The 13777-nt window shown below is 68.6% G+C and carries 12 protein-coding genes; 9 read left to right on the top strand and 3 right to left on the bottom strand.

Features of this window, described 5'->3' with window-relative positions:
* Nucleotides 1-2 precede the first annotated feature (2 nt).
* The 6 genes from IPF36_RS09535 to IPF36_RS09510 all read left to right on the top strand — a co-directional run bounded on the left by IPF36_RS09535 (nucleotide 3) and on the right by IPF36_RS09510 (nucleotide 7245).
* Complete coding sequence (locus IPF36_RS09535; protein ID WP_240745818.1) at nucleotides 3-1085, top strand: GNAT family N-acetyltransferase; 1083 nt, start codon at nucleotides 3-5, stop codon at nucleotides 1083-1085.
* Between the two features lie 23 nt (nucleotides 1086-1108).
* Nucleotides 1109-2524: a lysine N(6)-hydroxylase/L-ornithine N(5)-oxygenase family protein gene (locus IPF36_RS09530; protein ID WP_135702891.1), complete on the top strand. Its 1416-nt coding sequence runs from the start codon at nucleotides 1109-1111 to the stop codon at nucleotides 2522-2524.
* Nucleotides 2525-2685: 161 nt separating this feature from the next.
* On the top strand, nucleotides 2686-4899 hold the full coding sequence (locus tag IPF36_RS09525) for a TonB-dependent siderophore receptor (protein ID WP_195427856.1): 2214 nt from the start codon (nucleotides 2686-2688) through the stop codon (nucleotides 4897-4899).
* 69 nt (nucleotides 4900-4968) lie between these two features.
* Nucleotides 4969-5301 (top strand): iron uptake protein, encoded by a 333-nt coding sequence (locus tag IPF36_RS09520; protein ID WP_195427855.1) that lies wholly within the window; start codon nucleotides 4969-4971, stop codon nucleotides 5299-5301.
* A complete protein-coding gene (locus IPF36_RS09515; RefSeq protein WP_368671134.1) occupies nucleotides 5298-6920 on the top strand; it encodes a PepSY-associated TM helix domain-containing protein in 1623 nt (540 codons plus the stop codon). Before IPF36_RS09520 ends, IPF36_RS09515 begins: the two co-directional genes overlap by 4 nt.
* Nucleotides 6904-7245 (top strand): DUF3325 family protein, encoded by a 342-nt coding sequence (locus IPF36_RS09510; protein ID WP_195427853.1) that lies wholly within the window; start codon nucleotides 6904-6906, stop codon nucleotides 7243-7245. The genes IPF36_RS09515 and IPF36_RS09510 overlap by 17 nt, the downstream gene beginning before the upstream one ends.
* Nucleotides 7246-7366: 121 nt before the next feature.
* On the opposite strand, the gene IPF36_RS09505 is transcribed toward IPF36_RS09510, so the two are convergent.
* The 3 genes from IPF36_RS09505 to IPF36_RS09495 all read right to left on the bottom strand — a co-directional run bounded on the left by IPF36_RS09505 (nucleotide 7367) and on the right by IPF36_RS09495 (nucleotide 9486).
* The gene (locus IPF36_RS09505; protein WP_133094430.1) at nucleotides 7367-7696 is read right to left on the bottom strand and encodes a DUF2917 domain-containing protein; all 330 of its coding nucleotides are present in this window, start codon (nucleotides 7694-7696) and stop codon (nucleotides 7367-7369) included.
* A 14-nt stretch (nucleotides 7697-7710) separates the two neighbouring features.
* On the bottom strand, nucleotides 7711-8694 hold the full coding sequence (locus IPF36_RS09500) for an alpha/beta fold hydrolase (RefSeq protein ID WP_135702886.1): 984 nt from the start codon (nucleotides 8692-8694) through the stop codon (nucleotides 7711-7713).
* Between the two features lie 186 nt (nucleotides 8695-8880).
* A complete protein-coding gene (locus IPF36_RS09495) occupies nucleotides 8881-9486 on the bottom strand; it encodes a TetR/AcrR family transcriptional regulator (protein ID WP_135702885.1) in 606 nt (201 codons plus the stop codon).
* Between the two features lie 337 nt (nucleotides 9487-9823).
* Here IPF36_RS09495 and IPF36_RS09490 point away from each other — a divergent pair, with 337 nt between their 5' ends.
* From IPF36_RS09490 to hmgA, 3 genes are all read left to right on the top strand, one after another.
* Complete coding sequence (locus IPF36_RS09490; protein ID WP_133094433.1) at nucleotides 9824-10210, top strand: helix-turn-helix domain-containing protein; 387 nt, start codon at nucleotides 9824-9826, stop codon at nucleotides 10208-10210.
* A 452-nt stretch (nucleotides 10211-10662) separates the two neighbouring features.
* Nucleotides 10663-12390, top strand: coding sequence for an FAD-dependent oxidoreductase (locus IPF36_RS09485; RefSeq protein WP_195427852.1), 1728 nt, complete (start codon nucleotides 10663-10665; stop codon nucleotides 12388-12390).
* Between the two features lie 42 nt (nucleotides 12391-12432).
* Nucleotides 12433-13752: a homogentisate 1,2-dioxygenase gene (gene hmgA, locus IPF36_RS09480; protein ID WP_195427851.1), complete on the top strand. Its 1320-nt coding sequence runs from the start codon at nucleotides 12433-12435 to the stop codon at nucleotides 13750-13752.
* Nucleotides 13753-13777 lie beyond the last annotated feature (25 nt).

Genomic DNA, 13777 nt, shown 5'->3' with positions numbered 1-13777 from the left:
CGATGACCCACGCCGTCGCCGGCCAGCCGTGGTCGTCCGATTCCACAGCAGCCTCCGCCATCCTGCAAAGCCGCTGGGACGGTGCGACGCTACAGCTCAGCCTGCACGGCGCGCCGCTGCAGGCGTGGCAGTTCACGCCGGGCGCGCAGCCCCGCATCGCGCTTGCCGGCACCGCGCCGGACCACCCCCTGGCACGCGCCGCCACCTTCGCCGCCTGCGAAGCAGCGCTGGCGCGCACGCCTGCCGCCGAAGCGATCGCGCTGGACGTACCCGACGCCCTGGCCGCCGCGATGCTGCGCGAAGGCAGCGCCGTACGCGATGCCAACGGCCAGCTGGTTTCGCGCGTCGAGCAGTTGTGGCAGCTGCCGGCGCTGTGGCACACCGGCACCTCGGGCCGCGATTTCCCGCTGCAGTACGCCATGAGCGCGGGCAAGCGCCATCCGCTGCGCGCGCCCAAGCCGGGCGGCCAGGTCTATGCGCGCCATATTCCCTGGCTAAACCAGGTGTTCTCGATGCGGGTAGCCGACCTCGATGCCGACCTGCAGTGCTTCCATGGCTGGATGAACGACCCGCGCGTGGCGGTGTTCTGGCAGGAGGAGGGCGACCTCGCCAGGCATCGCGGCTACCTGCAGGCGCAGCTCGACGACCCGCACACCATCCCGCTGATCGGCTGCCTGGACGGCAAGCCCTTCGCCTACTTCGAGGTGTACTGGGCCAGGGAAAACCGCATCGGCCCGTACTACGACGCCGACGACTTCGACCGCGGCTGGCACGTGCTGATCGGCGACGGCGAGATCCGCGGCAAGGCGTACATCAGCGCCTGGCTGCCGTCGCTGATGCACTACATCTTCCTCGACGATCCGCGCACGCAGCGCATCGTCGGCGAGCCGCGCATCGACCATGTGCAGCAGATCCGCAACCTGGACCGCTCCGGCTTTGCCAAGGTCAAGGCCTTCGACTTCCCGCACAAGCGCGCCATGCTGGTGATGCTGCTGCGCGAACGCTTCTTCGGCGAGCGCCTGTGGGTGCCGCAGGAAGAGGCGCCGGCGCAAGCCTGCGCAGCACTTGCAGCACTGGCTGCCTGAACCCGCCGCGCAAGGAGACCCCAATGCTCTACCCAGCTTCGACCTTCGCCGCGAACGGTGCCCGCGTGGATACCGGCACACCGCCCGTGCTCGACCTGCTCGGCATCGGCTTCGGCCCGTCCAACCTGGCGCTGGCCGTTGCGCTGCGCGAGATGCTGCCGCAGCAGGCGCCGTTCCGCTTCGGCTTTATCGAGAAGAAGCCCGGCTTTGTCTGGCACGGCAACATGCTGCTCGACAACAGCCGCATGCAGATCTCGTTCCTGAAGGACCTGGTCACGATGCGCAACCCGGCCAGCCGCTACACCTTCATCAACTACCTGCACGAGCGCGAGCGGCTGCTGGATTTCATCAACACGCGCACCTTCTACCCGAGCCGCTACGAGTTCAACGACTACCTGTCGTGGGTGGCGGCCGACTTTGCCGACAGCTGCCACTATGGCGAGGAAGTGGTGTCGGTCGAGCCCGAGAGCGCCGGCGCGAATAGCGGCAATGGCGCACTGGCATGCCTGCGCGTGACCTCTCGCGCGGCGGACGGCGCGCTGACGGTGCGCCGCGCGCGCAACGTGGTGGTCAGCGTGGGCGGCGCGCCCAGCATTCCCGATACCTTCGTGCCGCTGCGCGGGCATGCGCGTGTGTTCCATTCGTCGAACTACCTGGAGTCGCTGGAGCGGCTCGGGCAGTCGGGACCGGTGCGGCGGGTCGCGGTGATCGGCTCGGGGCAGAGCGCCGCCGAGATCTTCCTCGACCTGCACGGCCGCGAAGGCAGTATCGAGGTCGACCTGGTCAGCCGGGCGCCGGCGCTCAAGCCGGCCGATGACAGCCCGTTCGTCAACGAGATCTTCAACCCGCGCTATATCGACTACCTGTTCTCGCGCGCGCCCAACGAGCGCGAGCAGCTGCTGAGCGAATTCGGCAACACCAACTACGCGGTGGTCGATACCGACCTGATTGAAGCCATCTATGAAGTGCTGTACCAGCAGAAGGTCACCGGCAAGGTGCGCCACCGCCTGCTGGCCGGCTGCGAGGCGCGCCACGCCGAGGCCGACGCCGACGGCGTGCGGCTCGACATCGCGCGCCGCGACGACGGCGCGCACCAGCTGCAGCGCTATGACGCGGTGATCCTCGCCACGGGCTACCGGCGCGAGCTGCACCAGTCGCTGCTGGCGCCGCTGGCGTCTTACCTGGACGACGCCAGGGGCTTCCAGGCCGACCGCGACTACCGGCTGCAGATGGCGCCGGGCTGCCAGGCCGGCGTGTTCCTGCAGGGCTGCTGCGAAGCCACGCACGGGCTGTCGGACACGTTGCTGTCGGTGCTGGCCGTGCGCGCGCAGGAGATTGTCGCGGCGGTGCTCGGCACTGGCGAGGGCGAAGCACGCGTGATGGCGCCGGAGCCGCCGCGAAGCCGCCCCGCGCGGGTGGCGCATGCCGGCGCGCACTGAATACAAGAACAAGAGCGCGCAGCGGCGGCGGGCCATTCGTCCGCCGGCCGGTGCGCATGGCCAGTTTCTTTAACACAACAGAGCAGGGGAGTAAGAAGGGCATGAAACACAGCAACAGACGCGCGAACGCACGCGCGCGGGCAGCACGGAACGGGGCCGCAATGTCGTGCCGCACCGCCATGCGCTGGATCCCGGCCGCGGTCGGCCTGGTCTTCAGCGCATCGGCTTTGGGGCAGGAAGCCACCACGGGGACCACGCCTGCCACCGCCGCTGCCGCCACGGGCAGCGCCGCACGCCCGGTAGAGCCCGCACTGCCCGCGGTGACAGTCAACGGCGCGCGCGAAAACCCGATCAACCCGCCGACCACGGCCGGCAGCAAGGTGCCGCTGACCGCGCGCGAAGTCCCGCAGTCGGTGACCGTGGTCAACAGCGAGCGCATCCGGGAACAGAACCTGGTGACGCTGGAAGATGCGCTGGCGCAGGCCACCGGCGTGTTCGTGGAGAAGCGCGACCAGGAACGCACCATCTACTATTCGCGCGGCCTGGAGATCGACACCTTCCTGCTGGACGGCGTGCCGACCAAGTATGACTGGCGCAACACCGTGCAGCCCGACCTGTCGATGATCGACCGCGTCGAAGTGCTGAAGGGACCGTCCGGCCTGCTGTCCGGCGCCGGCAAGACCGGCGGCGCGATCAACCTGGTGCGCAAGAAGCCCACGCGCGAGACGCAGGTGCAGGGGGCGCTGTCGGTGGGGTCGTGGAACAACTACCGCGCCGAGATCGACGCCGGCGGTGCGCTGAACGCCGACGGCACGCTGCGCGCGCGCCTGACCGGCGCGTTCCAGGACAAGGACTCGTTCATCGACAAGGCCAATATGCGCACCGGCGCGCTCTATGGCGTGGTCGAATACGACATCACGCCCAGCACCATGGTGACGGTGGGCGCGAACTACCAGGACTCGGAAGGCCGCCAGCCTTGGACGCTGCCGGCCTACTACAACCCGGTCACGCGCCAGGCGAGCCTGCTCGACGTGCCGCGCTCGACCTACCTCGGTGCCGACTGGAACAGCGACCACTTCTATACCACCTCGGCCTTTGCCGAGCTGGAGCATAAGTTCGACAGCGGCTGGCAGGTCAAGGGCGCGCTGCGCTACCTCAACAACCAGATGCATCGCGAGCAGGCGTATGCGTACGCGCCGGTCATCCCGGGCGTGAACACCACCACGCTGTTCGCGGCCAAGCAGACCTATACGCAGGAGCAGACCAGCTTCGACGTCTATGCCAACGGTCCGTTCTCGCTGTTCGGGCGCCGGCACAAGGCGCTGATCGGCTTCAATTTCTCGGATTCGGAGCGGCGCGACCCGCGGTACTCGTCGACACCGTTCTCGCAGGTCGTGAACATCTTCAGCCCGCGCAGCGACTTCGCCAAGCCGGTCTTCACGCCCAATGGCTCGGGCACCACGACCAGCACCCGGCAATATGGCGTCTACGGCGACGCCCGCTTCTCGCTGCTGGATCCGGTGACGCTGGTGCTGGGCGGGCGCCTGAGCTGGTGGGATATCAATGCGCGCCAGTACACGCCGACCGCCAGCGTGACCAAGCAAGACAACATCAACGCCAAGTTCACCCCGTTCGCCGGGCTGATCTACGACTTTACCGAGCACTGGTCGGCCTACGCGAGCTACGCCGAGATCTTCCAGCCGCAGGACGAGTATTTCACCGCCAGCGGCAACCTGGTCGATCCGATCAAGGGCAAGCAGTATGAAGTGGGCCTGAAGGGCGAGTTCTTCGAAGGCGCGCTGAACACCTCGGTGGCGCTGTTCCAGGTGCGCGAGACCGGCCGCGCCACGGTCGACTACGTCAACACCACCAACCCGAGCAACCCGTTCTACGTTTCGCAGGGCGAGACCAAGAGCCAGGGCTTCGAGCTGGAGGCCAGCGGCCGCATCACGCCGAACTGGACCGTCTACGCCGGCTATACCTTCAACGTCACGACCGACCTGCAGGACCGCACCGGCCAGCTCAACACGGCGTTCTCGGCGATCGCGCCCAAGCACCTGTTCAAGCTGTGGACGCAGTACCGCCTGCCTGGCGACTTCAAGCGCTGGCGCATCGGCGGCGGCATGACCGCGGTCAGCCACGTGCAGAACACCGCGCTGTTCCCGGCACCGATCGGCGCGGTCACGCTGCGCCGTGGCGGCTATGCGACCTTCGATGCGGCAATCGGCTATGACTTCAACAAGCATGTCTCGGCCGATCTGAACCTGACCAACCTGTTCGACCGCAGCTACTACGCGCGGATCAACAACCCGCGCGAAGGCAACATCTGGGGCCAGCCGCGCGCGGCGATGTTCACCGTGCGCATGAAGATGTAAGCGCAATGCCGGCGTGGCGTTGCGGCAGGCCCGCACCCCTACGCCGGCCGCGTGTTGCAGGATATTCCAATGACCAATAGTCCCTCATCCCTGCCGTCGTGCGGCGCCATGGGCCCGGCGCTGGCGATGACCGCCCGCGCGCTGGCCGCGCTGGCCGCGCTGGCCGGCAGCTACGCATTTACCTGGGGCGTCACCGCCGGTGGCGCCGTGCTTGGCTGGCGCCTCGGTTTGGCGCGCAGCGAAGCGGTGCTCTGGTTTTCGATGTTCGCCCTCCTGCTGTTCCCGATGATGTCGCTGTGGGCGCTGGTGACGCGGCGGCTGTTGCGCACGTGGCTGGTGCTGCTGGCGGGCGCGGGCATTGGCGCGGGCGTGGCGCAATGGCTCGGGGAGCGGCTCGCGTGAGCAAGACCCTACGCAAGAACAATGGCCGCGCCGCGGCGAACAAGACCGCCGCCCACGAAGGCGGGCTGCGCCAGGCGATGACCTGGGCGCATACCTGGATCGGCGTGCTGCTCGGCGGCGTGCTGATGGTGGCCTTTTTCATGGGGTCGGTCGCGGTATTCGACCGGGAAATCGACCGGTGGATGATGCCGGCCACGCGTATCGAGGCCGCGCCGCCCGCCATCGATATCGACACCGTGGTGCCGCGCGCCGTGGACGCGCTGGCTGCGGGCAAGCCGCTGCGCGAATGGGCCGTGACGCTGCCCGAGGCGCGCACGCCGGTGATGATCGCGCGCGTGCGCTATGCCGCGGCCGGCGGGCAGATCCGCCTGGCCGACCCGCGCACCGGCGCGCTGCTGCCGGATGTCGGCACGCTGGGGGCATCGTCCTTCTTCTATCCGCTGCACTACAACCTGCACCTGCGCGTGTGGAACATCGGCTATTGGCTGGTGGGGCTGGCGGCGATGGCGATGCTGGCGGCGATCGTGTCCGGCGTGATCGTGCATGTGCGCATCTTCCGCGATTTCTTCACCTTCCGGCCGCGCAAGCAATTGCAGCGCAGCCTGCTCGACCTGCACAACCTGACCGGCGTGCTGGCGCTGCCGTTCCATGCGGTGATTTCCTTCTCCGGCATCTGCATCGTCTACATGATCCTGATCCCGGCCGGCATCGACGCGCTGTACCAGCAGCCCAATGCCTTCTACGAACAGGCCGTATCGGGCTATTCGCGACCGGCTGCGGGCGTGGCCGCGCCGATGGCGCCGCTCGGGCCGATGGTCGAGGCCGCGCGAGCACGCTGGGGCGGGGCGGCGCCGGCGGCGATCCGCGTCTGGAACCCGGGCGACGCCAACGCGGTGGTCAAGGTCAGCCGCTCGGTGGGCGACCGCGTCAGCCTGGCGGACGACGCGGCCTACTTCGACGGCGCCAGCGGGGCGCTGCTGCACCACGTGCCGCTGCAGCCCGCGGCGACTACGCAGCGCTTCCTGACCGGCATGCACTTTATCGCCTTCGACCACTGGCCGCTGCGCTGGCTGTATTTCCTCGGCGGTCTGGCCGGTTGCGTGCTGATTGGCACGGGGCAGCTGTACTGGCTCGACAAGCGCCATGCGCGCCATGGCGAGCGCGGCGTGCGCCTGGCCGCCGCGGTCACCGCGGCCATGACGACCGGGCTGGTGATCGCGATGCTGGCGATGATGGTGGCCAATCGCCTGCTGCCGATGACGCTGCCGTCGCGCGAGTTCATCGAGGCGGGGCTGTTCTTCCTGGTCTGGCTGGCCACGGCCATCCACGCGCGCGTGGCGATGCGGCCAGGCAGCCGCACGCTGGTGCCGTGGCGGCAGCAATGCCTGGCGATCGCCGTGCTGGCGCTGGCGGCGCCGGTGTGCAACGGCCTGACCACCGGCGACTGGCTGCCGCTGGCGCTGGCCCGCGGGCAGTTTGCCGTGGCGGGTGTCGATATCGCGCTGCTGCTGACCGGCGCGCTCGCCCTGACGACGGCACGCCGCGTCGGGCAAGTGGAAGCGGCCCGGTCGGCGGCTGCATCAGACCTGAAGGAGGCAGAGCATGCCGAACGCGCTTGACCACCTGTTGCTGATCGCACTGGCGCTGTGCGCGTATGGCGCCTTCGTGCTGTTTGCCTGCGCCACCGAGCGGCACTGGAACGAGCTGTCGGGGCAGGGCGGCGATTTGCCGGATCGGTCGCGCCGGCGCCTGCGCGGCGCGGCCTGGGCGCTGGTGGCCCTGGGCGCCGCGGCCGCGCTGCCGGCCAACGGCGCAGGCTTTGGCGTGCTGCTGTGGGCGCTGGCGATGATGGCCGGTGCGATGGCGGTCGCTTTCACGCTCACGTGGCGGCGCGGCTGGCTGCAGCCGGTCGCGCGCGCGGTGCTGGCAACGCTGCGGATCTGAGCCGGGCCTGGATGCGGGCGGCGCTACGTCACCCGTCGGTAATAATGCAATTAACCGCCTGAAATCCCTACCATCCGCCAGCGCGCAAGCGCGTGCCTGCCGGCAACGAATGGTCCAGGGCTCAGCGGTGTGTACCCGAATAGGCGGTACGTTGCATCGGCAGGAAACGAGCAAGCCAGTGCCGCCAGCCGCGCGCTCCGGCCGCTCCCGTCCTGCAGCGCGTGACACGCACGCTGGCCCGGGTGATGGCGTAGAGATCTACGGTGCCAGCCTCCGGCACCGTGAACGATTCGCTGGCGGCGAGGGAAGTGTCTTTCGGATCGCCGTCACGGATCAGCCATAGCTCGCCCTCGGTGCAGCGCACCGCGACGTGCTCGCCCGGATCGGCCACCAGCCGCAGCGAACTGCGTGCGGGCAGGGTGGCGGTCATATCGTTGCTTACCAGGAACATGATGTCCTCCGGATTCAGTTCACTGCGAGGGCGGCCGCCGGGGCTGTCACTGTGCCCGCGGCCCTGGGCCGGACAAAGGCGGCGATCCGGTCGATCACGGCGGAGTCCTGCAGGATGCGGCGATGGCCGAGCCCGTCGGTGGTGACCAGCTCGGCGCCGGGCCAGGCGCCGGCGATTGCGGCCCCGTCTTCCCAGCGCACCTCCTTGTCGCCGCGGTCGTGGATCACCAGCGTCGGCGGCACCGGTCGCGAACGCCCGATCTCCGGTACGTTGAACGCCGACCACGGCATGCCGAGCCAGCGCTCGCTCTGCCGCTGCATGCGTGCCAGGACCGCTGGCGCTATGCCGAGCTGCCAGGCCAGCGCCGCGCACGCGGCGTGCATATCGGCGGGCGAACCGACCAGCACCGCCGCGCGTGCCGGCAGGCCCTCGCGCAGCGCCAGCGCCGTGGCCGCGCCGCCGAGCGAATGCGCCACCACGGCGTGAACCGGCCCGGCATGCCAGGCGGCGGCAAGCAACGAACGCGACATTTCCAGCACCGAGGTCTGCGCCGCGCCGCGCGTGCCCGCATCGGAAGCGCCATGCGACAGCGCATCGAAGGCCACCACGCGCATTCCGGCTGCGACCAGGCTGTCGGCCACCGCATGCCATTGCCCGGCATGGCCGCCCCAGCCGTGGGCGAGCAATACCACCGGACCGGAGTCGCCCCAGCGGTAGACGCGCACCCTGCGGCTGGGCCCGTGACCGGTCACCAGGGCCCAGTCGCTGCGGGCGCTGTCCAGGAAGCGGCGGGCCGCCGACGTCAGGGCGGCGCGCGGCGGCGAGAACCAGAGGCGCTCGAGCGCACGCGCGGTCGCGGATGGCGATACCAGGCTGCCCGCCTGCCAGCGCAGCCGCTGCCAGCCGGGTAGAGCGGCGGGTACGTTACCCGCTGGCCTGGCATTGGGGGCAGCGGCGGCGGAAGTCGCCGGGGAAGGGGAAGAGACTGCTTGCGTCACGACCTGCACCTCCAATCGGTTGCTGGATTGGCGCGGCATCATCGGAGCCGGTGCCAGCCGGCGGCTTTCCGCGCGCATTTTTAGGACCGACCAGTCGTGCTTTTTTTGGTATAAAAAAGCGGCCGGAAGGTTGTTGCCCGCCGGCTGGATAGTGCCGGCGCCAATGTTGTTTCGTGGTGTTTCCGTTCAGACCTGCGTCGCGCCCTCGGTGGCGCGTGCCACCAGGGCGCCAAACGCACGCCGCGCCATGGCTTCGGCGTCGGCGCGGCCGAGCAGCTTGAACGACTGCTGGAACGCCATGCCGATGCCGGACAGTTCGAAGGCAAATTGCCGCGGCTCCACGCTCGTGCCGAACTGGCCTTCGTCGACCGCATCGGCCGCCATGCGTGCCACGGTGCTGTGCCAGTCTTTCAGCGATTGCACCACCAGGTCCCGGATCGTGCCCGGCCGGTCGCGGTATTCCTGCCCCAGCGCCATGAACAGGCAGCGGCCCTGCGTCACCGTCCCGCCCAGCCACTCCAGGTAGCCCTCGAACATGGCCTGCAGCCGCGGCATGCCGCGCGGGTGGCGCATTGCCGGCCGCACCACGATTTCGCCGAAGCGTTCGATGGCGAGGTCCAGCACCGCCTGCTGCAACGCCTCCTTGGACTTGAAGTGCGCATACAGGCCGCTCTTGGACATATTGGTGTCCGCGGCAAGCGTGGCCAGCGAGAGCTGCTCGAAGCCGACCTTGGTTGCGGTATCGAGCGCCTGCTGGATGATGGCGTGGCGGGTGAGTTGTCCCTTTTGCATGCAGTGGAGAATAGCACGACCGGTCGGTTTGTCAACGAAACCGGATGCATGGTAGTTGCCCCGACTTGCGAAGTTGTGCAGCGAAGGCCATAACGTCGTACACAGAGCGTGTGACGTCAACGCAAACCGCCAAGGGTCGTTAGTCTCCCTGCGTTGCGACGATGTTGTGCAGGATGCGGCCTTTTGCCTTCCGTTTGCCGGCCGGGGCAAGAGGCGAATTGCGGACTTGGAAGAAATCTGCACAAAGTGTTTCGGCGGTTACATACGGAACGCTTTGCGTGCTCTATACTCGAATGCACGTCCGCGCACTTTTTTTCACTGGTGACTGGAGACCGACATGAACAGTACAGCCGTGCCAAGAGGCGCTAGCGAACCGTTCCGGCAACTGCGGGCGCTGCGCCGCGCGCGCAAGCTCAAGCAAGAGGACGTCGCCCGAAAAGCGGGCATCTCGCGGGAAGCCTACCTGCGGGCAGAATCGGGGCAAGCCGATCCCCGCATGTCGACATTCCTCGCTGCCTGCGAGGCGCTGGGCCTGGAAGTGGTGCTGGCCCCGCAGCATCTCGCAGCAGATGTCAACGCCTTTATCGCCAGCCGCAATGGCGGCGTGACGGCAGCCTCGATGGCCGGCCAGCCGGCCGCCGGCGGTGCGCAGGCACCCGCCGCGGCACCGGCGCAGGGCGGCGGCTTCGGCTCCGGCACGGGCGAAGGCCACAAGCCGGTCTGAACCGGCCGCTGCCTGGCCGGCCACGTCTGCACGGGCCGGCGCAGGCGGATGGCGTTCCAGACCACCATCCCGCAACCGGCGCGGCGCGGCCCTCGCTCCGCGCCGGTTGTCATCGACCGGGCGCTGCTAGCGCCGCCCGGCGCCTCTATCACGCCGCCGCGGTCCTGCGCGCGGTAATTGCCTGCATTTTTCTACCCGACTTCATTAACTGCCGCGTCCAAGCCTGACGCGCGTTGAAGGCCACACTTTTCCATTTTTCCGGTTCCGGCCTACAACTCCAGTGGGTGCGCCACCTTGCGCATTCGCCGAGACGGGTTTGACACGCCTGTCTTGCGAGATTACGATATGGTAAATCAATTACGGATTACGTAATTCCGTACCGAACTCACCCAGACCGGCAGGGCCCGCCAAAGGGTCCCCGGGGCGCCAGCGCAGCGCCGCATGGAGACGCCGTGGATACCACCACCAATCCGCAACGCACCTTCGCGTACCAGCCTGGCGCCGAGCAACGCTCGCAGCCGGCGGCTGCGCATGCGATCCGTCCCGTGGCGGTGGTGGGCGCCGGGCCGGTCGGACTCACCGCGGCGATCGACCTGGCGCAGCGCGGCGTTCCCGTGGTCGTGCTGGATGACGACGACACGCTCGCCGCCGGCTCGCGCGCCATCTGCTTTGCCAAGCGCACGCTGGATATCCTGGACCGCCTCGGCTGCGGCGAACGGGTCGCGGCCAAGGGCGTCAGCTGGCATGTCGGCAAGGTGTTCTTCGGCGACGAGCAGGTGTACCGCTTCGACCTGCTGCCAGAGGCCGGCCATCGCCGGCCAGCCTTCGTCAACCTGCAGCAGTACTACCTGGAAAGCTTCCTGGTCGAACGCGCCGCCGAACTGCCCGGCATTGAACTCCGCTGGCGGCATCGCGTCACCGGCGTTGCGCCAGCCCAGGACAACGTCGCGCTGACGGTCTCGACGCCTGATGGGGACTACGTGCTGCAAGCGCGCTATGTGGTGGCCGCCGATGGCGCCCACAGCGCGGTGCGCCAGGGCCTTGGCCTGGAAAGCAAGGGCCGCGTGTTCCACGACCGTTTCCTGATCGCCGATGTGAAGATGGCGGCGCCGTTCCCGGCCGAGCGCTGGTTCTGGTTCGACCCGCCGTTCAACCCGGGCCGCTCCGCGCTGCTGCACCGGCAGCCCGACGATGTCTGGCGGCTCGATTTCCAGCTGGGCTGGGACGCCGACCCCGAAACCGAGAAGCAGCCCGGGCGCGTGATCCCGCGCATCCGCGCCATGCTGGGCGATGGCGTGGCCTTCACGCTGGAATGGGTCAGCGTCTATACCTTCTGCTGCCAGCGCATGGATGCCTTCCGCCACGGCCGCGTGCTGTTCGCCGGCGATGCCGCGCACCGCGTCTCGCCGTTCGGCGCGCGCGGCGCCAACAGCGGCGTTCAGGATGCCGAGAACCTGGCGTGGAAACTGGCACTGGTGCTGGCCGGCCGCGCTGGCGACGCCTTGCTCGACAGTTATGCCAGCGAGCGCGAGGCCGCCGCCGACGAGAACATCCGCCACTCGACGCGTTCCACCGATTTCATCACGCCCAAGAGCGCCGTGAGCCGCACCTTCCGCGATGCCGTGCTGCGCCTCGCGCGCCGCCACGCGTTTGCGCGCCAGCTGGTCAATAGCGGCCGGCTGTCGCTGCCCACGGTGCTGGCGGATTCGCCGCTCAACACGCCGGATCGCGATGTGTTCGCGGGCGCGATGGTGCCCGGTGCGCCGTGCGCGGATGCGCCGCTGCGGCGCCACGGCGAGGCGCAGCCGGGCTGGCTGCTCGGCGAACTGGGCGAACTGGGCGAACTGGGCGAACTGGGCAACGCCTTCACGCTGCTGGTCTTTGGCGACGGCAGCGAGATCCCGGACGATGCGCGCCGCCGGCTGGCAATGGCCGCGGTGCCGATGCGCCTGCTGTTCGTGGTGCCGCCGGGCCAGCCGGCTGCACCGCCCGATGGCCCGCGCCATGTGAGCGACGCCGAAGGCCTGGCTGCGCGCCGCTACGACGGCCGCCCGGGCACCTGCTACCTGATCCGTCCCGACCAGCACGTCTGCGCCCGCTGGCGAACCTTTGATGCCGAAGCCGTGCAGGCCGCACTGTTGCGCGCCCTCTGCCTGCCAGCCAACGGCCGGATGCACTAGAAGTCCCTGAACCCCGACCGACACCGCAACGCTGACGACACCATGAACCTCACGCACACCCAGCTCGCCGAGCACGGCTACATGTCCGGCTTCGCCAACGAATTCGCCACCGAGGCGCTGCCCGGTGCGCTGCCCGTGGGCCAGAATTCGCCGCAGCGCGCGCCCTATGGCCTCTATGCCGAGCAGCTGTCCGGCAGCGCCTTCACCGCGCCGCGCGCGCACAACCGCCGCTCGTGGCTGTACCGCATCCGCCCGGCGTCGATGCACCAGCCGTTCACGCTGGTCGAGCAGTCGCGTTTCCTGAGCCGTTTCGACCAGGTGCCGCCGTCGCCCAACCAGATGCGCTGGAGCCCGCCCGCGATGCCGTCGGTGCCGACCGACTTCGTCGACGGCATCGTCACCATGGCCGGCAACGGCGGCCCGGAAGCGATGAGCGGCTGCGGCATCCACCTGTACCTGGCCAACCAGTCGATGCAGGACCGCTTCTTCTACAACGCCGACGGCGAGATGCTGATCGTGCCGCAGCAAGGGCGCCTGCTGATGGTGACCGAGCTGGGCCGCCTGGAAGTGGAACCGCAGGAGGTCGTCGTGATCCCGCGCGGCGTGCGTTTCCGCGTGGAGCTGCCGGATGGCGAGGCGCGCGGCTATATCTGCGAGAACTACGGCGCACTGTTCAAGCTGCCCGACCTGGGCGTGATCGGCTCCAACGGCCTGGCCAACCCGCGCGACTTCCTGTCGCCGGTGGCCAGCTATGAAGACCGCGAGGGCGATTTCGAGCTGGTGGCGAAGTTCCAGGGCAACCTGTGGCGCGCCGCGATCGGCCATTCGCCGCTGGACGTGGTGGCCTGGCACGGCAACTACGCGCCGTACAAGTATGACCTGCGCCGCTTCAACACCATCGGTTCGATCAGCTTCGACCACCCGGACCCGTCGATCTTTTTGGTGCTGCAATCGCCGTCGGACACCCCGGGCGTGGACACCATCGACTTTGTCATCTTCGGGCCGCGCTGGCTGGCGATGCAGGATTCGTTCCGCCCGCCCTGGTTCCACCGCAATATCGCCAGCGAATTCATGGGCCTGATCACCGGCGTCTACGACGCCAAGGCCGAGGGCTTCGCACCGGGCGGCGCCAGCCTGCACAACTGCATGAGCGGCCACGGCCCCGATGCCGAGACCTTCGAGAAGGCCAGCGCCGCCGATACCTCGACGCCGCACCACATCGAGAACACCATGGCGTTCATGTTCGAGACGCCGGGCGTGATCCGCCCGACGCCGTACGCGGCGCAGTCGGCCTCGCTGCAGCAGGAGTACTACACCTGCTGGCAAGGCCTGAAGAAGCATTTCAACCCGAACGTCCGCTGAACCCGACAAATCCTGGAGTGAACCA

This window comes from Cupriavidus sp. IK-TO18 (assembly GCF_015549295.1).
GTDB lineage: Bacteria > Pseudomonadota > Gammaproteobacteria > Burkholderiales > Burkholderiaceae > Cupriavidus > Cupriavidus oxalaticus_A.
The sequence above is the reverse complement of the archived record's forward strand: the minus strand, read 5'-3'. Positions and strand labels throughout refer to the sequence as shown.